The organism is Streptomyces sp. NPDC057877, from assembly GCF_042796855.1.
Classification (GTDB): domain Bacteria; phylum Actinomycetota; class Actinomycetes; order Streptomycetales; family Streptomycetaceae; genus Streptomyces.
Genome location: NZ_JBHVMS010000001.1, coordinates 606,767 through 625,238, shown reverse-complemented (window position 1 = coordinate 625,238; position 18,472 = coordinate 606,767). Strand labels below are relative to the sequence as shown.

Genomic DNA, 18,472 nt, shown 5'->3' with positions numbered 1-18,472 from the left:
CGAGCAAGGAGCCGCGGCATGAGCTACCAGCCCACCCCCGAGGACAGGTTCACCTTCGGACTGTGGACCGTCGGCTGGCAGGGAGGGGACCCGTTCGGCGACGCCACCCGGCGGGCCCTCGACCCGGTCGAGACGGTGCAGCGCCTGGCCGAGCTGGGCGCCCACGGAGTGACCTTCCACGACGACGACCTGATCCCCTTCGGGTCCTCCGACACCGAGCGCGAGTCGCACATCAAGCGCTTCCGCCAGGCTCTCGACGCGACCGGCATGACCGTGCCGATGGCCACCACCAACCTCTTCAAGCACCCCGTCTTCAAGGACGGCGGCTTCACCGCCAACGACCGCGACGTACGCCGCTACGCGCTGCGCAAGACGATCCGCAACATCGACCTGGCGGTGGAGCTGGGCGCGAAGACCTACGTCGCCTGGGGCGGCCGTGAGGGCGCCGAGTCCGGCGGTGCCAAGGACGTGCGCGCGGCCCTCGACCGCATGAAGGAGGCCTTCGACCTCCTCGGCGAGTACGTCACCTCCCAGGGCTACGACATCCGCTTCGCCATCGAGCCCAAGCCGAACGAGCCGCGCGGCGACATCCTGCTGCCCACCGTCGGTCACGCGCTGGCGTTCATCGAGCGCCTGGAGCGGCCGGAGCTGTACGGCGTCAACCCGGAGGTCGGCCACGAGCAGATGGCCGGGCTGAACTTCCCGCACGGCATCGCGCAGGCCCTGTGGGCGGGCAAGCTCTTCCACATCGACCTCAACGGGCAGAACGGCATCAAGTACGACCAGGACCTGCGCTTCGGCGCCGGTGACCTGCGTGCCGCGTTCTGGCTGGTCGACCTGCTGGAGAGCGCCGGGTACGAGGGCCCGCGGCACTTCGACTTCAAGCCGCCGCGCACCGAGGACTTCGACGGCGTATGGGCGTCGGCGGCGGGCTGCATGCGCAACTACCTCATCCTCAAGGAGCGCGCGGCGGCCTTCCGCGCGGACCCCGAGGTGCAGGAGGCGCTGCGCGCGTCGCGTCTGGACGAGCTGGCGCAGCCCACCGCCGCCGACGGCCTGCAGGCCCTGCTCGCCGACCGCTCGGCCTTCGAGGACTTCGACGTGGATGTCGCCGCCGCGCGCGGGATGGCCTTCGAGCGCCTCGACCAGCTGGCCATGGACCACCTGCTCGCCGCACGGGGCTGAGTGCCCCGGTTCGCTTGTCGACGGCAGAGCGACGCCCCGCGCGGGATGCTCCGGAATCATGCGCTCCATGGCGTGAACCGGTGACAGCCTCCGCGCGGGGGGTCGCGTCAAGACCGTTACAAGGCGATTCTGGGCGGTATGACCATGCCGCCCGTACCGCCCCGGCCACCTGGTGAGCCACCGCCCGCGGGCGGTGGCTTCGGACCGCCTCCCCCTGAAGGCCCCGGTCCCGGAGGGGAGCCAGGTCCGCCTCCCGGTCGGCCGCCGCGGCGCTGGAACCCGATCCTGCTCGTCCTGGCGGTGCTGGTGGCGGTCGCCGCCATCGCCGTCGTCGTGCTGACGGCGACCGACGGGGACGACTCGCCGGACCGGGGACCGTCCCCCCGCAACACCACACCGACGGGCCCTACGGCCGAGCCCTCGTTCGGTATCCCCACGGAGCTGCCCAGCGGGTTTCCCACCGACCTGCCGAGCGACTTCCCCAGCGACTTCCCCAGTGAGCTGCCGAGCGGCCTGGAGTCGCTCATTCCGTCACTGGGGGAGGCGGGACTGCCCTAGGCGTCGACCGACACCCGTCAGAGATCCTCTTCCGGGACGGTCGTCGAGGCCAGTGCCGTGGCCGGGTCCTGGGCCGGGCCGCCCGCGGGCAGCCAGCGGTCCCGCTCCCTGCGATACGGCCACCAGCGGCCGTCGCGTCCCAGCCGCAGCTGGCGTGGCGCGCCGACGACCGTCCACCGGTTGCCCCGCGCCCGCAGCGCGGGCCGCTCGTCCTCCTCCCACGCCGATTCCACAGCGGCACGCGCGCGTGCGAGGGCCTCACCCTCGACGGTCCACTCCTCCTCCAGCACGGACAGCCCTGCCACCCCGCCGTACCGCCAGGCCCGGACGGCCGACGCCAGCTCCTCCGGACCGCGCCCCGACCCCGTGGCGAGCCGGTCCGCCACGTCCCGCGCGGGAGAGCCCGCGGCCAGCCGCACGGCGTCCTGCCCCAAGGTCAACTCGGTACCGGGCCGTCCCCAGGCTGACTCGGTGCCGGGCACATCCGCTCCGGGTACGGCCCGCGGCGTCGCCGCGAGCAGGCGGTGCGCCTCCGTCGCGGTCGCGGCGGCGAGGAACTCCAGCGCGGCCGGGTCGACGCCGGGCGCGGGCGCGGCCTCGGTGTCCAGGGACGGCGGCGGGCCGGGCTCGCCGGGGAACGCGGGCAGGGCGGGCAGCGGCGGCAGGATGTCACCGGCCGCGTAGGCCTCGGCGGCGTCCACGCCCTCCGGCTCGGCGGGCCTCTCGTCGACGGGTGCGGTGCCGCGGGACTGGAGGTCGTCCAGCAGGGCGCGTTCGCCGCGGCCCCGCATCAGCAGCAGCACGAAGGGATCCTGGTCCAGCAGCCGCGCCACCTGGTAGCACAGGGCGGCCGTGTGCCCGCAGTGGTCCCAGGCGCCGCAGTCGCAGGACGGCTCCAGATCGCCCAGCCCCGGCAGCAGTTCGACACCGGCGGTCTCCGCGTCCTCGACCAGGTGCGGCGGCATCTCGCGGTCCAGCAGCGCCGCCACATGGCCCGCCCGCTCGACCGTCAGGTCCAGGAAGCGGTCCCACTGGCCCTCGGTCAGCTCCTCCAGGAGGACGTCGGCCCGGTGCCCGGTGCCGTCGCGGTCCTGTACGACGGCGGTGATACGGCCCGGCCGAACCGAGACCGCGCCCACGGCTCCCGCGCGCGCGAGCCTACGGCCCGTCTTCACCTGCTCACCGTCGAGCGCCGCGTCCTCCAGCGCCTTCAGCCAGGCCTGCCCCCACCACGTCCGGGCGAAGCCTCGTCCCTGGGCGGGCGGCAGCGCGGCGAACGTGCGCTCGGTGTCGTCACCATGGCGGTTCATCGGGTGCCCCCTCGCAGTTCGACCAGTTCGGCCAGTTCGGCGTCCGTCAGTTCGGTGAGCGCGGCCTCGCCGGAGCCGAGCACCGCGTCCGCCAGTTCCCTCTTGCGGTCCAGCATGGCGGCGATACGGTCCTCGATCGTGCCCTCGGCGATCAGCCGGTGCACCTGCACGGGCCGGGTCTGGCCGATGCGGTACGCGCGGTCGGTGGCCTGCGCCTCGACCGCGGGGTTCCACCAGCGGTCGTAGTGCACGACGTGCTCGGCCCGGGTCAGGTTCAGCCCCGTACCCGCCGCCTTCAACGACAGCAGGAAGACGGGCACTCCACCGTCCTGGAAGCGCGCCACCATGGCCTCGCGCTCGGCGACGGGTGTGCCGCCGTGCAGGAACTGCGTGGCCACACCGCGGTCGGCCAGGTGCCGTTCGACGAGGCGCGCCATACCGACGTACTGGGTGAAGACCAGGACGCTCGCTTTCTCGGCGAGGATGGTGTCGAGCAGTTCGTCGAGCAGCTCCAGCTTTCCGGAACGTCCGGCGATCCTCGGCCGGTCCTCCTTGAGGTACTGCGCGGGGTGGTTGCAGATCTGCTTGAGGCCGGTCAGCAGCTTCACGACCAGCCCGCGCCGCCGCATGCTGTCGGCCCCGGCGATCTCCGCGAGGGTCTCGCGGACCACGGCCTCGTACAGCCCCGCCTGCTCCTGGGTGAGCGACACCGCGCGGTCGGTCTCGGTCTTCGCGGGCAGCTCCGGCGCGATCCCGGGGTCCGACTTGCGGCGCCGCAGCAGGAACGGCCGCACGAGCCGCGCCAGTCGCTCGGCCGCCGCCGGGTCCTGACCGCTCTCGACGGCCTGCGCGTACCGGCTGCGGAAGGCGCCGAGTCTGCCCAGCAGCCCCGGAGTCGTCCAGTCCAGGATCGCCCACAGCTCCGACAGGTTGTTCTCCACCGGGGTGCCGGTCAGCGCCACGCGCGCGCGTGCGCCGAGGGAACGCAGCTCCCGCGCGGTCGACGAGTACGGGTTCTTCACGTGCTGCGCCTCGTCCGCCACGACCAGGCCCCAGCCCACCTCGGCCAGCCTGCGGGCGTCCAGGCGCATCGTGCCGTAGGTGGTCAGGACGAACTCGCCGTCGGCCAGGGCGTCCAGGTCACGCCGGGAACCGTGGAAGCGCCGCACGGGCGTGCCGGGGGCGAACTTCTCGATCTCCCGCTGCCAGTTGCCCATCAGGGACGTCGGGCAGACCACGAGCGTGGGTCCGGCGGACGCCGGGTCCGTCTGCCGGTGCAGATGGAGGGCGATCAGGGTGATGGTCTTGCCGAGTCCCATGTCGTCGGCGAGACAGCAGCCCAGGCCCATGGACGTCGTGTTGGCCAGCCAACTGAGACCACGCCGCTGGTAGTCACGCAGGTTCGCGGCGAGGGCCGCGGGCTGGGCGACGGGTTCCTGCCCCTCGGGGTCGGCGAGCCGCTCCCGCAGCGCGGCCAGCCAGCCCGTCGGCTGCACCTCGACCCGGTGGCCGTCGACCTCGGTGGAGCCGGTCAGGGCGGCGCTCAACGCGTCGACGGGCGTGACCTTGCGGTCCTGCTGGGCGCGGGCGCGGCGCACTTCCTCGGGGTTGACCAGCACCCACTGGTCGCGCAGCCGTACGACGGGCCGGTTGGCCTCGGCGAGACGGTCGAGTTCGGCGCGGCTGAGCCGTTGGTCGCCCAGCGCAAACCACCAGTTGAAGGCGAGCAGCGCGTTCGCGGACAGGAACGACGGCGTGTCCGAGGTGAGCCTGCCCGGGGTGGTCCCGTCGTCGGGCGGGCCGACCACCGCGCGGGCGGTCAGCTTGCGGGCCAGCTCCTTCGGCCAGTGCACCTCCACCCCGGCGGCGGCGAGGGCGTCGCCGCCGTTGCCGAGCAGCTCGGTGATCTCCTCGTCGGCGAGTTCCACGGCTTCCGGTACGGCCGCGGAGAGCAGGGGAGTGAGCGCGGGCCAGGCGCGGGCGGCGCGGCGCAGCGCGAGCAGGGCGTCCATCCGCGCGCGCGAGCCGAACGCCCGGCTCCCGTCGTCGGAGCCCGCCCAGACCTCGACGGCGTCCGCGACCAGCGTCGGATCGCTCACGCTGTGCACCTGCGGAACGGCGCGGAAGGAGGGTCCAGTGACCGGCAGCTCCGTGGGGCCGGTGCCTGACACCTCGGCATCCGCGCCGGTACCGAAGATCTCCGGGGCGGAACCGAGGCCGGAGACCTCGATGCGCAGGGAGATCCGGACGCCCGCGTCATGGCCCGCGGCGACGTCCGCCACCCACGCGCGCTGTTCGGGCAGACGCTGGGGCGTCCGGGCCGCGTAGGCCGGGCCGCCGGTGACGAGTGAGGCGGCGGGTGACCGGGGGAGGGCGTCGGCCGTGGCGTCCAGGAAGGCCCGCAACAGCAGCTCCGGCTCGGGGAGCCGCAGCGGCTCGGTGCCGGTCACCGGCACGGCGTGCGCCTCGGGCGGCATCGACGCCGCGAGCCGCCGGACGCGCTCGATGTCGTCCGTGCTCAAAGGGCCGGTCCGCCAGGCGTCGTGGTCGGTCGGGGACAGACCGGGGAGAAGCAGCCCGCGCGCCACGAAGTGCAGGGCGAGAACGGCGGCCGTGCCCCAGAACACCGTCGCGCGGTGTCCCTCGGCGGCGACTCGCGCGCGCGTGAGGACCGGCAGGGCCTCGCGCACCGGCAGCAGGACGGCGGGCACGGTCACCGCCTCGACGCCGTCGCCGCCGGGCACCACGACGGTCAGCTCGGTGCGGGCTCCCACGGCGACATCCGGCGGTGCGTCGCCGGCGGGCCGCCAGAAGGCGACGCCGCCGCTACGGGCCGGGTCGCCGGGCACGAACACGGCACAGCAGCGGGCCAGTTCGGAGATCTCGCAGGGGGTTGCCGGGGGGAACATCTGCACAGTGATGTCAGTATTCCTCAAATTTGACTACCGGGTCGAGCCGCCGAGAGTACAGCACTATCGGGGCCGACCTGGCATGCTCGACTTGTGACCTGAGTCACGGGGTCGACGCGGCGTCACGGAATCCGTAGGGGGCGTAGCTCAGGGATGTCTCAGGGTCGCGGTCCGGAACCGCCGGAAGCGCGGGCCCGTTCTCAGGACAGAGAGCGGCAGTGGCCGCGAAGGAGGCGACACAGATGTCGAAGAACGCGAAGATCGCCGCGGGAGGTGTGGCGGCCGGGCTCATCCTGTGGATCTGGCTGCCCTGGTGGGCGGCGCTGCTCATAGTGGTGGGCGTCCCGGCCGCCGCTTACCTCACGCTGGACCCCTCGCAGCGGCGCAGGCTGCGCCGTGCCACCCGCAAGGAGCTGGGCCGTTAGCGACTACCGCCCAGCTGCGTCCTGGTCGTCCAGCGTGCAGGAGTCGACCACGTCACCGCCCGCGGACCGGCCGACGGTCCGGTCCGCGGGCGGCCGTACGCCCCGCTCCACCCATGCGACCAGCGTGTCGAAGGCCGACCGGTAGCACGGCAGGATCGGCCGCAGCCGGTCCGGGTAGGTGTCGTACAGCCCGTCGACATGCGTGCCGCCCTGGACCGTGTAGTAGCGGTGCAGGGCACCCCGGCCCCTCGCGTCGACCATCCCGGCGTAGACATCGGAGTCCGCGGCTTGGGGCAGCAGTGTGTCCAGATCGCCGTGGAGCGTGATCATCGGTCGGCCGATGCGCCCGGTCAGCGCCACCCGGGCCACGGCCCGGTGGACGGCCGCGGGCCGTGAGGCGTAGTCGTAGGCGGCGTCGGAGGCGCAGGGGGCGAGGATCTCCTCCAGCGTGCTCCCGGCGGACGGACCGGGGCAGGCGGGATCGTAGGAGGGATCGAACTCCGCCCGGTAGGTCTTCTGCGTGACACCCCAGTAGGCGTTCTCGTGGTAGGGCCACAGGAACTCCGAACCCCGCGCGAACCCCACCGCGTACAGGTCCTCGTCACGCGCCGCGCCGAAGGTCCGCGCCACCGCGGTCGGCAGGGAGGTGAGCAGATTCGGGCCGTGGGCGGTCCACAGCGCGCCCTCCCAGTCCACACCGCCGTCGTACAGCTCCGGGTGGTTCTCCAACTGCCAGCGCGTGAGGTAACCGCCGTTGGAGATGCCGGTCATATAGGTGCGGTCGGGGCTCCGGCCGTAGCGCTGGGCCACCACCCGCTTGGCGGCGCGCGTGAGCTGAGTGGTCCGCGCGTTCCATTCGGCGACGGCGTCCCCGGGCCGGGTGCCGTCCCGGTAGAAGTCGGTGCCGTTGTTGCCCTTGTCGGTCGCGGCGTAGGCGAAGCCCCGCGCGAGCACCTGGTCCGAGATCGCCTTGTCCGTCGCGTACTGCCTGCGGGTGCCCGGCGCGCCGGTGACCACGAGCCCGCCGTTCCAGCGGTCCGGCAGCCGGATGACGAACTGCGCGTCGTGCCGCCAGCCGTGCGTGGCGTTGAAGGTGGAGGAGTCCGGGAAGTAGCCGTCGACCTGCACCCCAGGGACCCCGGACGGCGTACGCGTGGCCCGCGCCGTCAGCCCCGCCTGGTCCGCCGTGTCGGTGTACGGCGTACCGGCCAGCCCGGTGGTCGTGAGGTCGTCGAGACAGGCCGTGCGCTGGAGATCCGCACCCGGCACCCGGATCCGTTCCCGGCCGGAACAGTGCTCGCCGTCAACCGGCTGGGCAGCGGCGGGCACGGGACCGGTGAACGCCGCCGCCAGCAGTGCGACGGCGACGAACGGAACACCTCGGGACGGGCGCATGACGGCCTCCAGGACAGACGGGGACGGGGAACAGGCCACGGCGGGCAAGCCGAGAGCTGCCCCATGGTGCTGGCCCGCCCCCGCGCGAGCCATGGGTTGATGCCCTATGGAATGGCACCCACGTATGGGGTCGCATCACACGCGCTATGGGCTGAACGGCCCTGCCGGACAGGGAGCTTCACGTGCGGGACATCGACACGCGCACGGAAATTCGTTTGCGCGGCAGATCCGGAAACCTCACGATGACGGGCATGACTTCCGGAAAGGAGGCCCAGCGACTCCACGGTGAGCGCTGATGGCCGGATCCGAGGCGTCCCAGACGCCCTCCCGACAGCCCCAGACTTCGTCGGCGCCCCTGACGCCCGCCTGGCTGAGGGCCCACTTCGACCCCCTGCCGTTCCCGGCACGCATGAGTGCCCTGGCACGCTACGCCCGTACCCTCACCCCACACGCGTACGAGACCTTGCGCCACACCCTCGACGCCGGTGACCCGGACGAACGCCACACGGCCCTGTTCCTGGCGGTCGCACGCCGCGATCTGGAAACGGTGGCGGCCGCCCTCGACGACCCCCTGCTCGGCCGCCGCGCACGCTCCGCCGCCATCCGGCTACCGGTGCCCGAACCCACGCTGGAACGCCTGGCCCTGAGTGACATCGCCGCGGTCCGCCGCGACACCTACCGGTTGCTCAGGGTCAGCCGCCGCCACACCCTCGCCGCCCGGCTGCTGCCCACGGTGTACGACCGCCTGGGAGCCCAGGACGCCGCCGCCCTGCTCACCGCCTGCCCCGGGGAGACGGCCGAGGACTGGCTCCCCCGCCTCGACGTGCCGATCGGCACCCTCAACTCCCTGGCCCGCACGGCACCCCGCGCCGTGGCCGCCCACCTCGCGGCGCTCAGCGAGCGAACCCCACACCATGCGGCGTACCAGCACGCACGCCGCTACCGCGCGGTCGCCTCCACGGCCGCCCGACGGGACCCGCACGCGGCGCTGACCCTGCTGGCACGGGCGCCCGAACTCCTCACGGCGCACGGCGCCCTCGCGGCGCTGCAGCGCCCCGAGGAAGCCCTGGCCGTCCTGCGCGCGGCACCACCCACGCCGGACGGCGGCCGTCGGAAGCACCCGATCCCCGCCGGGCCCCTGCCGCCTTCCCAGCGCCGGGCGCTGAGCGCACTGCCCGTCGACGACCTCGTGGAAATGGCCCGGCACTTTCCCGCCACCGGCACCAGGCACCACGGTTGGTCGGGGCGCCACGGAACGGCTCCCGACGGCCTGCTGCGCCTGCTGCCACCCGCCGAACGCCGACAGGTGGTCGAGGAATCCTTCGCCGGTCGTTCCGGACCGTACCGCACCTCGCTGTCCACGTTGGCCGCCCTGGACCCCGCCGACCGCCGGGACGTGATCAGCCCTCGAGTGCGGCGGCTCGCCCGTCGCCCGTGGCGCGGCGCCGCGCTGGCGGCGGCCCTGCCCCTGTCCGACGGTGGGCCCGTGCTGCGGGAACTCGCGGCCAGCCACCGCATGCACCAGCGGGCCATGGCCTGGCCCGCCCTGCTCGCCTGCGCCGAGATCCACGCCGATCCCGAGGAGTTCGCCCGGACCGCCGCCTCCTGCGAGCGTGCCTGGCACGACCAGGACGAGGTGCGGCGCGCGGCGCTGGAGCAACTGGCCGGAGTCGCTCCGCCCTTGCTGGACGCCCTGCCCGAACAGGTCCTGCGGGACGCCGTCCTGACGACCGTCCAGTCCCGGGACGCCACGACCGCGACGCTGCGTGCCGCCGAGCGGTTGCTGTACCGCGTGACCGAGCGGGCGGCGGCGACCGGCCGCGTCCAACGAGCGGCCCGCGCCGTCGACCTGCTGGGCGAGATCCTCGCCGCACCAGGGCACACCTCCGCGCCAAGGGCGCTGCACGTCGACGAGACGAGCGCACGCGGCCTCTGGCCCGCGGCCCGCGCCACCGCGCGCGGTTCGAGGGCGATCGTCGTCCTCGCCGAACTCCTCGCACCGCATCTGGCCGCCCTCCCGGCGCTGGACGCGGAGGCTCGCCGCATCGCCGTGGAGTGCGACGACCCGGATCTCGCCACCCGCGCGGCAGCGGCCTGGGCGCGCCCCGCGAAGCTACGGGACGCACGGTGCGGTGAACTCGTCTCCCTCGACCCGGCGTTCGCGGTCGTGCCACTGGTCCTGCGCACCCTCGTCACCCGGCGGACCGATCTGCTGGACACCGTGTGCGCCGCCACGCGCGAGGGGTTCACCAGACGGCTGTGGCCGCGTGCCTTCCCCTGGGTGGCACGGTTGCATCCGGCCGCCGCCGGGCGGTGGCTCCCGCACCAGCGGGACGCCTGGAGCGCGTACCACGCGCGCGTGGCCATGGACGAGACGGCCCCGCTCCGTCTTCGCACCAGCGCGGTCAGCCTTCTGACGGACCCCACGCGCCTGACGGAACTGGCCGAACGGGCGCCGCAGCCGGTTGCCGCGGCGGCGTTGTGGGCGCTGAGCGAGCCAGGGGCGGTCCCGGACCGGAGCCCGGCCGGGACCGGCCTGCGCGATCTGCTCCTCGGGCACGCGGCGACCGGCGGGGTACGCGGCCGGGCCGCCGTCACCTCACTCCGCCGCCTGCTGGCGAGCCTCCCCGACTCCGAGGCCGTCGCCCTGCTCGCACCCGTGGCCCGCGCGACCGACGCGGCGGTGGGCCCTCGCAAGGAGGCCGCCCGGGCCTTGGGCGCGCTGCCCGGCTCCCAGGCCCTGGAGGCGCTCCTCACGGCCTGGGCCGTGCCGCGCCAGCATCCGGACGTACGGGCGGCCCTGGCCGGTGCGCTGCTTCCCGAGCTGCACCGACCGGACGTGGCCGATCGTCTCGCGCGGGCCGTGCGGGAACCCGCCGTCCGTGACGCCGTGGTCCACGCGCGCGTGGGCGCCGTCTCCGAGGCGTGGAGCGAGACCTACCGGGCGTTCCTGGCGCGGCTGGTCCACGGGGGCGACGAGGACTCCGCCGTGGCCGCCTGCCGGGCGCTCGCCACCTGGCTGGAGCCCGACGCGGGTGACGCGATGCGAGTCGTCGCCGACGCCCTCACCTCGCGGGACCGGCCCGAGCGGGTATGGGACGCCGTGGTTGGCTGTCTGAGCTGGTTCCCGCCGGGGCCCGTCGCCGAGTCCGTCGCCCGACGTGCCTTTGAGACCCTGGCCGACCGCGCCCGCGCTGAGGACCCGAGCGCCCGCACCGACGCACTGCGACGTCTCCACCGGTGCGCGGGCGCCGCGCACCCGCGCGGGAGCCTCACCGACTCGCGGACCATCCTGGACATGCTCGTCGGCACCCTGGACGCGGTCGGGCTGCACCAGGACGCGGTTCAGGTCGGCTGGCGGCTCGCCCTGGACGCCCTGAGCCAGGGACGACACGACGCACACCGGTGGGACCGGCTGGTCGGGCTGTGCGAGGCCGGGCCCTGGCGACTGCCGGTCTCCTCCTACCTGCCGATGGACCTCCGTGAGGAATACGTCCGAGACGCCGCCCTGGCCACCGTGCGCTCCTTGCGCGGCCGTGGCACCGCCGTGTCCGGGCTCCTCGCGCTGAGCCTCGTCAGGGGCGGTGGCCGGGCCGCGAGGTGGGAAGCGCCATGGCGTGCGGAACTGGACGCTCTGCGTGCCCATGGTGACCCGGATACGGCGATGGGGGCGCTGCTGGTCGAGCCCGGCCCGGAGGAATGAAAGGGCCGGGTCCGGGGCGCGCGGGCTCAGCTGGGGCGTACGGCCATGCTGTCGAGCGCCGCCAGCAGACCCGGCAGCTCCGGGCCCCGGCCCACCGGCAGCACCTCGCCCGGCATGTCGTCCAGCAGTACGAAGGCGATGTCGTCGGTCCTGGCCACCAGCGACCAGCCGGGGCCGTCGGCGCGCAGCGTCCTCGCGTCACCCGGCGCGAAGGACGACCGGACGCGGCCGAGGGGCGGCGGTGTGTCGACGTACGCGCGCGCTTCCGCGAGGACCCGCCGCACGCCACTGGGCTCGCCGCCTGAGCCGTTGACGCCCGCCCCCGACCCGTTGGCGTCCGGGCCTTCCCCACCCGTGCCGGAGCCGCTCGAACCGGCGCCGGACGCAGCAGCCCCGTCCCCCGGCACCCCCGCGCCCTCGCCCGCTTCGGCACCGCCCCCTTCAGCACCGTTCCCGCCGCTCGCGGACGCGAACTCCGTGTCGTCGATCTGCTCCCGCCACACCGCCCACTGGAGCGCTATCTCGTCGGCCCCGAGGCGACGCTGGGCAGGCCCCCAGACGTCGGTGTCCGGCGGGGACAGCGCGGGACCCCCGGCGATCTCGGGGGCGGGATCGTGGGGCGCGGGCACGCCGGGTGCCGCGACGGCGACCGCGAGGGGCCAGCCCGGCAGCGCGGCGACCACACTGCGCTCGTCCGGCGACAGGTCGTACTCCATGCCGCAGTCCCAGGAGGCGATGGCGACGGCGACCAGCGACACGTCGTCCGTGACGACGGTCCACCGCGCGCCGTCGCCGTCCTGGCCGAGGACCAGGCCGTAGCCGTCGGCGAGCGGCGCCAGGCCGAGCGCGGCGCACGCCTCCGGATAGTCGTCGCCGAGCACACTCGGGAACTGCGCGGGCGTCAGCAGCACCGCGGTCAGCACATAGAGCGCGTCGTCCGCGGCGGCGACGACGTACTCGTCCGTCCCGGCCATCCCAGCCTCCCCAGGAGTTGTCCAACGGCGCGCACCCTAATGCGGCGGGGAGCCGGTTGTCACGACTGCGAAGACCATCCGGAGCTGCGCCTTCCCGGCCGGACCGGGCGGAAGGGCCATCCGGCCGCCGCTTGTGTCAGGTCGCCGGGAGACCCAGCAGCGCCCGCGCCACGGTCCGCGGCGACTCGTCGCGCTCTCTCGCGAGCGCGATGACGGCACGGCACGCCAGCTCGTTCACCCCGAACGACAGCGCCTCCGGCGACACCCAGCCCGCGGCCTCGTCGATCCGGTCCTGGTCGTCCTCGGCGCACGCCGACACATAGGCGGCGGCCGCCTCGAACAGATTGTGGCTACGGGCATCCCGGCCGGTGCCGCCCTCCACGCGCACGGCGTTACGGAACCCCACCCATGACTTGCGCAACCTGCCCCACATACCGACCACCTTCCCCCGGCTCGGTACTTGCCTCGCGGACCGTTCACCCCCGGCTACCCAACGTAGAGTTGGACATCCGGCGGCAGAAGGGGGAGGGCACGGTGAAGCGTTTCGCGCGGCTCGAAGAGATCCTCAGGATGGACCCGCACCAGGACGCGCTGGAGATCCACCGGCTGAGCACCGCCTACGAATTCCCGTGGGACTACACCCGCGCCCTCGAACTCGCGCTCTACCGCACCTATGCCGTCCCGTCCATCGGACAACTGCTCGCCGAAACCGCCGAACTCACCGACCGCGCGCAGAAGCGCTACGACGACACCTCCCTGCTGCTCGACGCCGTCGTGGAGCACGGCTTCGGCAGCGAACAGGGCCGGACGGCGGTCCGCCGCATCAACCAGATGCACCGCAGCTACGACATCAGCGACGACGACATGCGCTATGTGCTCTGCACCTTCGTCGTGATGCCCAAGAGGTGGATCGACGCCTATGGATGGCGCAGGCTGTCGCGTCACGAGATCATCGCCACCGCCGTCCACTACCGCGCTCTCGGGCGTCACATGGGCATCAAGGACGTACCCGAGTCCTACGAGGACTTCGAGGAGTGTCTCGACACCTACGAAGCCGCGCACTTCGCCTGGGACGAGGACGCCCGCCGGGTCTCCGACGCCACGCTCGACCTGATGGCATCCTGGTACCCACGTCCACTCGCCCCCCTTCTGCGCACCGCGACGCTCGCCCTGCTCGACGACTCGCTGCTGCGCTCCTTCCGCTACCGGCCGCCGAGCCCCGCGACCCGCACGCTGGTGCGCGGGGCGGTACGGGCCCGAGGCCGTGTCGTCCGACTGCTGCCGCCCCGGCGCGCACCCCACTTCGCACGGCAGAACCGCGAGATCAAGGGCTACCCGAACGGCTACCGACTGAACGAACTCGGCACCTGGCCGGTTCCCGGAACCTGCGGCTGTCCCGTGCCGCGGTCGAAACGGTCGGCCGCCGAGGGGGCCGAGTGAGACGGGCCGCCGCCCGGGCTCAGGCCTCGCGCACGGCGAGCGCCAGAAAGCGGCTGGCCTCGTCGACGTAGGACGTCATGCGCCATCCCGACCGGGCCAGCAGCGGGCGAAGATTCTGCTCGGCACGCAGGTCCTCGGGGGTGAGCTGGCGGCCGTGACGCGCGGCGAGCGCCGCCCGGCCGAGCGGGTGGAACAGTGCCAGCGTGCCGCCGGGGCGCACCACGCGCGCCAACTCCCGCAGGTTCGCCTCGGGCCGCGCGAGATGGGCGATGAGGCCTGCCGCGAACACGGCGTCGAGCGACCCTGAGCGGAGCGGCAGCGCGGCCACGTCGGCGAGCAGCAACCGGCCGTCGCGGTCCCGCCCTGCGCGTACGGCGGTCTCCAGCATCGCGGGGGTCAGATCCGCCCCCAAGACCACTCCCAAGGGGCCCACGGCGGCCCGGAGCGGCGGCAGCGCGCGTCCGGTGCCGCAGCCCGCGTCGAGGACGCGACCGCCCTCGGGCAGGCCGAGTTCGGCGACCGCGGCGGCGTAGGCGGGGCCGTCGTCGGGGAACCGGCGGTCCCAGTCGGCGGCGCGGGCGGTGAAGAACTCCTGGACGTCTGTGCGGTCGTCGCTCATGTCCGCATGATCCCTCACCGACACGGACGACGTCGCGGTGCACACGTTCGAACGGGAGGCGATCGCCCATGGGCAGCGCCGCGTCATATTGCGGCACCTTTCGAAATGCGCCCCCTCTGTGCTCCCGTGCCCCCTAGCGTCCCGGGGCCATGGGACACCTGGACCATGCCACCTTCGGCTGGCTGACCCCCGTGCTGTCGTACGCGATGGCCTGTACCGGCGCCGCACTCGGGCTGCGCTGCACCGTCCGCGCGCTCGGCGCGACCGGCGCCTCGCGCCGCAACTGGCTCTTTACGGCGGCCTCCGCCATCGGCACCGGCATCTGGACCATGCACTTCGTGGCCATGCTCGGCTTCGGTGTCAGTGGCACGGAGATCCGCTACAACGTGCCGCTGACCGTCCTCAGCCTGATCGTCGCCATGACCGTCGTCTGCGCCGGAGTCTTCGCCGTCGGCTACAGCCGCGACCGAGGTCGCGCGCTCCTGCTCGGCGGGCTCACCACCGGGGTCGGCGTCGCGAGCATGCACTACCTCGGCATGGCGGCGGTGCGGCTGCACGGCGAAGTGACCTACGACCCGGCCCTCGTCGCCCTCTCCGTGGTGATCGCCGTGGTCGCGGCGACGGCGGCCCTGTGGGCGGCGCTGAACATCGAGTCGCCGGTCGCGGTCACCGTCGCCTCCCTCGTCATGGGCGCGGCGGTGAGCAGCATGCACTACACCGGGATGCTCGCGGTACGCGTGCGTGTCGCCCCTTCCGACGACGTGCTGCCCGGGGCCACGGCGATGCAGTTCATCTTCCCCCTCGCCGTCGGCCTCGGGTCCTATCTCTTCCTGACCTCGGCCTTCGTCGCGCTGTCGCCGACCGTGGGGGAACACGAGGCATCCGTCTCAGCCCAGCGGCCGGTCGAGAGCGCCGCCCGCTGACGGCGGCCCCGCGCGGACGGCACGCCCCCGAACCACACCGAGCGAGGAGGCCATGCGTACACCCCGCAGGAGCGCCGCGGCGGGCGCCGAGACGCCGACCCCACCACCCGCGCGCGGCCGTCGCGCGCACGCCGGACCACCGGCCGACGAGGGTTCCGACGAGATCCCGGACATGGTGTCCGGAACGCGGGCCACACGCGCGGGACGCCGCCGCGTACGGCCGCGCACCGTCCGGGCCAAGATCGTCTGCCTGCTGATGGTGCCGGTGGTGTCGCTGCTGGCCCTGTGGGCCTACGCCACCGTCAGCACCGCCCAGGACGTGTCCCGGCTGCGGCAGGTGCAGCGCGTGGACGCCGAGGTCCGCGCACCCGTCGCGGCCGCGGTGGCGGCCCTCCAGTCAGAGCGGGCCGCCGCCGTGCGGTACGCGACCGAGCCCTCCACCGGACGCGGCAACGACCTTGAGCGGCTCGCGCGGGACACCGCGCGCGCGGTGGCGGCACTCAGACTCGGCGACGACAGCACGGTCGCCGACGGTCAGGAGCTGCCCGCCCAAGTGACCCGGCGCATGGAGACGTTCGTCGTCGGCGCGGAGCGACTGCGGTCCCTGCGGGACGCGGTACGCGACCGGCGGGCCGGATGGCAGGAGACGTATGAGCGCTACACCGGCACCCTCGCCTCCGCCTTCGCCGTGAGCGGCGCGCTCACCGGCATCCAGGACGCCGACCTCGGCTCCGACGCGCGCGTGCTGCTGGAGTTCTCCCGCGCGGGCGAGGCCCTGGCTCAGGAGGACGTGCTCCTCGCCAGCGCCCGCCTCAGCGGCGGCCTCTCGGGGGAGCGGCTGCGACTGTTCACCGGCGCCGTCGACACCCGCCGCGCGCTCACCGAGTCCGCCGTCACCGACCTGCGTGGCGCCGAACGGGCAGAGTGGCAGCGCCTCTCCGACGGCGACGACTACGCCACCCTCCACGGGGCCGAGGACGCGATCCTGGCGAGCGGTCACGGCACGCGAGCACTCCAGGCCGCGCCGGAGGGGACCTGGAACCGCGCCCACGCGCGCGTGCAGGCACGCATGCGGACCATCGAGCAGGACGCGGCCCGTGGGGTCGCGGACCGGGCCGACCCGTTCACGCGCGGAGTGCTCACCCCGGCCGGTGCCGCGGTCCTCCTCGGCCTCGCCGCCGTGGCCGCGTCACTGGTGATCTCCGTGCGTATCGGCCGTGGCCTCGTCGTCGAACTGGTCAGCCTGCGCAACAGCGCCTTGGAGATCGCCCGGCGCAAGCTCCCCGAGGCCATGCGGAAGCTGCGCGCGGGCGAGGAGATCGACGTCCGGGCCGAGGCGCCGCGCGGTCCGCGCGCGGAGGACGAGACGGGCCAGGTCGCCGAGGCACTGGGCACCGTCCACCGGGCCGCGCTGCGCGCCGCCGTCGAGCGCGCCGAACTCGCCAGCGGCATCTCCGGGGTCTTCGTCAACCTCGCCCGCCGCAGCCAGATCCTGGTCCACCGCCAGCTGCACCTCCTCGACAGCATGGAACGCCGCTCCGAGGACCCGAACGAACTGAGCGACCTCTTCCGCCTCGACCACCTCACCACCCGTATGCGGCGCCACGCGGAGAGCCTGATCATCCTCTCCGGCGCCGCCCCCGGCCGGGCCTGGCGCAGACCCGTCTCCCTGACCAACGTGGTCCGCGCGGCCGTCTCCGAAGTCGAGGACTACGCGCGCGTGGAGGTACGCCAACTCCCCGAGGCCCAGGTCGTCGGAGCCGCCGTGGCGGACCTCACCCACCTGCTGGCCGAGATCGTCGAGAACGCCGCCCAGTTCTCCCCGCCGCACACCCGCGTGCGCATCACCGGAGAACCCGTCGGCAACGGCTACGCCCTCGAGATCGAGGACCGCGGCCTGGGCATGGGCAAGGAGACGCTCGCCGAGGCGAACCACCGCATCGCCCGGTCCGAGGCCCTGGACCTCTTCGACAGCGACCGGCTCGGCCTCTTCGTGGTCAGCAGACTCGCCGCCCGGCACGACATCAAGGTGCACCTGCGCACCTCGCCCTACGGCGGCACCACCGCGGTCGTCCTGCTGCCCACCGCCCTGCTCGACAAGAGCGACCTGCCGGAACGTTCTGGCAAGGGGACGGTGGACACCCCCCAGCCGATGGCACACGCCCACGCGCGCGTGCCCGGCGAACCGCACCACCAACAGGTTGTCCCCCCGCCCGCCGACCGGCCCGCGCTGGTGGCACCCGTACCGGCCCCGGCGGAGCCCACCACCGAACAGCAGCCCCCCGGAGTGACCGCCTTGCGTCTGCACCGCCCCCCGGACACCTCCGAAAGCTCCGACGACCTGCCGCGCCGGGTACGGCAGGCCAGCCTCGCCCCCCAACTCCGCGAGCGACCCCCAGGGGAACCGGCCGCACCGGCACACACCGGCGACGACCAGCGCACCCCGGAAGCGGTACGGGACCGCATGGCGGCCTACCGCGACGGTTGGGCCCGCGGCGGCGGCCGACGGCCCGGCCGCGGTGCCACCCCGGCCCCGGCACCCGGCAGCGACAGCAGCGAAGGAGACCCCGCATGATCCAGGACCCGAGCACGAGGGCCGCCCAGCGCTCCGGCGAACTCGACTGGCTGCTGGACGACCTGGTACTGCGCGTGCGCGAGGTACGGCACGCCGTGGTGCTCTCCACCGACGGACTCGCGGTCGGCGCCTCCACCGACCTCGGCCGCGAGGACGCCGAGCACCTCGCCGCCGTGGCCTCCGGCTTCCACAGCCTCGCCAAGGGCACCGGCCGCCACTTCGGCACCGGCGGCGTACGCCAGACGATGGTCGAGATGGACGACGGATTCCTGTTCGTCGCCGCCGCGGGCGACGGTTCCTGCCTCGCCGTCCTGACCGCGGTGACCGCGGACATCGGCCTGGTGGCGTACGAGATGGCACGCCTCGTCAAGCGGGTGGGCGAGCACCTCGACACGGCCCCCCGCGCGGGCTCACGGCCCACCGTCGGCGGATGACGCGAACGGGGGTCCGAGCAGT

General features: G+C 73.9%; 14 protein-coding genes. 8 read left to right on the top strand and 6 right to left on the bottom strand.

Annotated features, from left to right (window positions below; translation table 11 throughout):
- The first annotated feature begins 18 nt into the window (after nucleotides 1-18).
- Together xylA and ACFVQG_RS02705 are read left to right on the top strand one after the other, a co-directional pair.
- On the top strand, nucleotides 19-1,185 hold the full coding sequence (xylA, locus tag ACFVQG_RS02710) for a xylose isomerase (RefSeq protein ID WP_383376014.1): 1,167 nt from the start codon (nucleotides 19-21) through the stop codon (nucleotides 1,183-1,185).
- Between the two features lie 138 nt (nucleotides 1,186-1,323).
- A complete protein-coding gene (locus ACFVQG_RS02705) occupies nucleotides 1,324-1,743 on the top strand; it encodes a hypothetical protein (protein WP_383376012.1) in 420 nt (139 codons plus the stop codon).
- 17 nt (nucleotides 1,744-1,760) lie between these two features.
- On the opposite strand, the gene ACFVQG_RS02700 is transcribed toward ACFVQG_RS02705, so the two are convergent.
- Nucleotides 1,761-3,053 (bottom strand): SWF or SNF family helicase, encoded by a 1,293-nt coding sequence (locus ACFVQG_RS02700; RefSeq protein ID WP_383376010.1) that lies wholly within the window; start codon nucleotides 3,051-3,053, stop codon nucleotides 1,761-1,763.
- Complete coding sequence (locus ACFVQG_RS02695; RefSeq protein WP_383376008.1) at nucleotides 3,050-5,962, bottom strand: DEAD/DEAH box helicase; 2,913 nt, start codon at nucleotides 5,960-5,962, stop codon at nucleotides 3,050-3,052. The genes ACFVQG_RS02700 and ACFVQG_RS02695 overlap by 4 nt, the downstream gene beginning before the upstream one ends.
- A 242-nt stretch (nucleotides 5,963-6,204) precedes the next feature.
- Here ACFVQG_RS02695 and ACFVQG_RS02690 point away from each other — a divergent pair, with 242 nt between their 5' ends.
- Entirely contained in the window at nucleotides 6,205-6,387 is a 183-nt protein-coding gene (locus ACFVQG_RS02690; RefSeq protein WP_383376006.1) for a hypothetical protein, read from the top strand.
- Nucleotides 6,388-6,390: 3 nt separating this feature from the next.
- Here the strand turns inward: ACFVQG_RS02690 and ACFVQG_RS02685 are convergent, their stop codons facing one another.
- Nucleotides 6,391-7,782: a tannase/feruloyl esterase family alpha/beta hydrolase gene (locus ACFVQG_RS02685; protein ID WP_383376004.1), complete on the bottom strand. Its 1,392-nt coding sequence runs from the start codon at nucleotides 7,780-7,782 to the stop codon at nucleotides 6,391-6,393.
- Nucleotides 7,783-8,191: 409 nt separating this feature from the next.
- Between ACFVQG_RS02685 and ACFVQG_RS02680 the strand changes: the two genes are divergently transcribed.
- On the top strand, nucleotides 8,192-11,485 hold the full coding sequence (locus ACFVQG_RS02680; RefSeq protein ID WP_383376002.1) for a hypothetical protein: 3,294 nt from the start codon (nucleotides 8,192-8,194) through the stop codon (nucleotides 11,483-11,485).
- Nucleotides 11,486-11,511: 26 nt separating this feature from the next.
- On the opposite strand, the gene ACFVQG_RS02675 is transcribed toward ACFVQG_RS02680, so the two are convergent.
- On the bottom strand, nucleotides 11,512-12,459 hold the full coding sequence (locus ACFVQG_RS02675) for a hypothetical protein (RefSeq protein WP_383376000.1): 948 nt from the start codon (nucleotides 12,457-12,459) through the stop codon (nucleotides 11,512-11,514).
- A gap of 136 nt (nucleotides 12,460-12,595) precedes the next feature.
- Nucleotides 12,596-12,892, bottom strand: a complete 297-nt coding sequence (locus ACFVQG_RS02670) for a hypothetical protein (protein ID WP_383375998.1) — start codon at nucleotides 12,890-12,892, stop codon at nucleotides 12,596-12,598.
- Nucleotides 12,893-12,993: 101 nt separating this feature from the next.
- Between ACFVQG_RS02670 and ACFVQG_RS02665 the strand changes: the two genes are divergently transcribed.
- A complete protein-coding gene (locus tag ACFVQG_RS02665) occupies nucleotides 12,994-13,899 on the top strand; it encodes an oxygenase MpaB family protein (protein ID WP_383375996.1) in 906 nt (301 codons plus the stop codon).
- 19 nt (nucleotides 13,900-13,918) lie between these two features.
- On the opposite strand, the gene ACFVQG_RS02660 is transcribed toward ACFVQG_RS02665, so the two are convergent.
- Nucleotides 13,919-14,518, bottom strand: a complete 600-nt coding sequence (locus tag ACFVQG_RS02660) for a class I SAM-dependent methyltransferase (protein ID WP_383375994.1) — start codon at nucleotides 14,516-14,518, stop codon at nucleotides 13,919-13,921.
- 149 nt (nucleotides 14,519-14,667) lie between these two features.
- Between ACFVQG_RS02660 and ACFVQG_RS02655 the strand changes: the two genes are divergently transcribed.
- Genes ACFVQG_RS02655 through ACFVQG_RS02645 form a run of 3 tightly spaced genes read left to right on the top strand, consistent with a single transcriptional unit; the run spans nucleotide 14,668 to nucleotide 18,450 of the window.
- Entirely contained in the window at nucleotides 14,668-15,441 is a 774-nt protein-coding gene (locus ACFVQG_RS02655; RefSeq protein WP_383375992.1) for an MHYT domain-containing protein, read from the top strand.
- A 52-nt stretch (nucleotides 15,442-15,493) separates the two neighbouring features.
- A complete protein-coding gene (locus ACFVQG_RS02650; protein WP_383375990.1) occupies nucleotides 15,494-18,016 on the top strand; it encodes a nitrate- and nitrite sensing domain-containing protein in 2,523 nt (840 codons plus the stop codon).
- Nucleotides 18,013-18,450, top strand: a complete 438-nt coding sequence (locus ACFVQG_RS02645; RefSeq protein WP_383375988.1) for a roadblock/LC7 domain-containing protein — start codon at nucleotides 18,013-18,015, stop codon at nucleotides 18,448-18,450. The genes ACFVQG_RS02650 and ACFVQG_RS02645 overlap by 4 nt, the downstream gene beginning before the upstream one ends.
- The last annotated feature ends 22 nt before the right edge of the window (nucleotides 18,451-18,472 follow it).

What these genes read in the sequence shown, in the direction of transcription:
- ACFVQG_RS02660 (WP_383375994.1), bottom strand. Translation starts at nt 14,518, where the DNA reads ATGAGCGACGACCGCACAGACGTCCAGGAGTTCTTCACCGCCCGCGCC.
- ACFVQG_RS02680 (WP_383376002.1), top strand. Translation starts at nt 8,192, where the DNA reads ATGAGTGCCCTGGCACGCTACGCCCGTACCCTCACCCCACACGCGTAC.
- ACFVQG_RS02690 (WP_383376006.1), top strand. Translation starts at nt 6,205, where the DNA reads ATGTCGAAGAACGCGAAGATCGCCGCGGGAGGTGTGGCGGCCGGGCTC.
- ACFVQG_RS02645 (WP_383375988.1), top strand. Translation starts at nt 18,013, where the DNA reads ATGATCCAGGACCCGAGCACGAGGGCCGCCCAGCGCTCCGGCGAACTC.
- ACFVQG_RS02685 (WP_383376004.1), bottom strand. Translation starts at nt 7,782, where the DNA reads ATGCGCCCGTCCCGAGGTGTTCCGTTCGTCGCCGTCGCACTGCTGGCG.
- ACFVQG_RS02650 (WP_383375990.1), top strand. Translation starts at nt 15,494, where the DNA reads ATGCGTACACCCCGCAGGAGCGCCGCGGCGGGCGCCGAGACGCCGACC.
- ACFVQG_RS02655 (WP_383375992.1), top strand. Translation starts at nt 14,668, where the DNA reads ATGGGACACCTGGACCATGCCACCTTCGGCTGGCTGACCCCCGTGCTG.
- ACFVQG_RS02705 (WP_383376012.1), top strand. Translation starts at nt 1,324, where the DNA reads ATGACCATGCCGCCCGTACCGCCCCGGCCACCTGGTGAGCCACCGCCC.
- xylA (WP_383376014.1), top strand. Translation starts at nt 19, where the DNA reads ATGAGCTACCAGCCCACCCCCGAGGACAGGTTCACCTTCGGACTGTGG.
- ACFVQG_RS02695 (WP_383376008.1), bottom strand. Translation starts at nt 5,962, where the DNA reads ATGTTCCCCCCGGCAACCCCCTGCGAGATCTCCGAACTGGCCCGCTGC.
- ACFVQG_RS02670 (WP_383375998.1), bottom strand. Translation starts at nt 12,892, where the DNA reads ATGTGGGGCAGGTTGCGCAAGTCATGGGTGGGGTTCCGTAACGCCGTG.
- ACFVQG_RS02675 (WP_383376000.1), bottom strand. Translation starts at nt 12,459, where the DNA reads ATGGCCGGGACGGACGAGTACGTCGTCGCCGCCGCGGACGACGCGCTC.
- ACFVQG_RS02700 (WP_383376010.1), bottom strand. Translation starts at nt 3,053, where the DNA reads ATGAACCGCCATGGTGACGACACCGAGCGCACGTTCGCCGCGCTGCCG.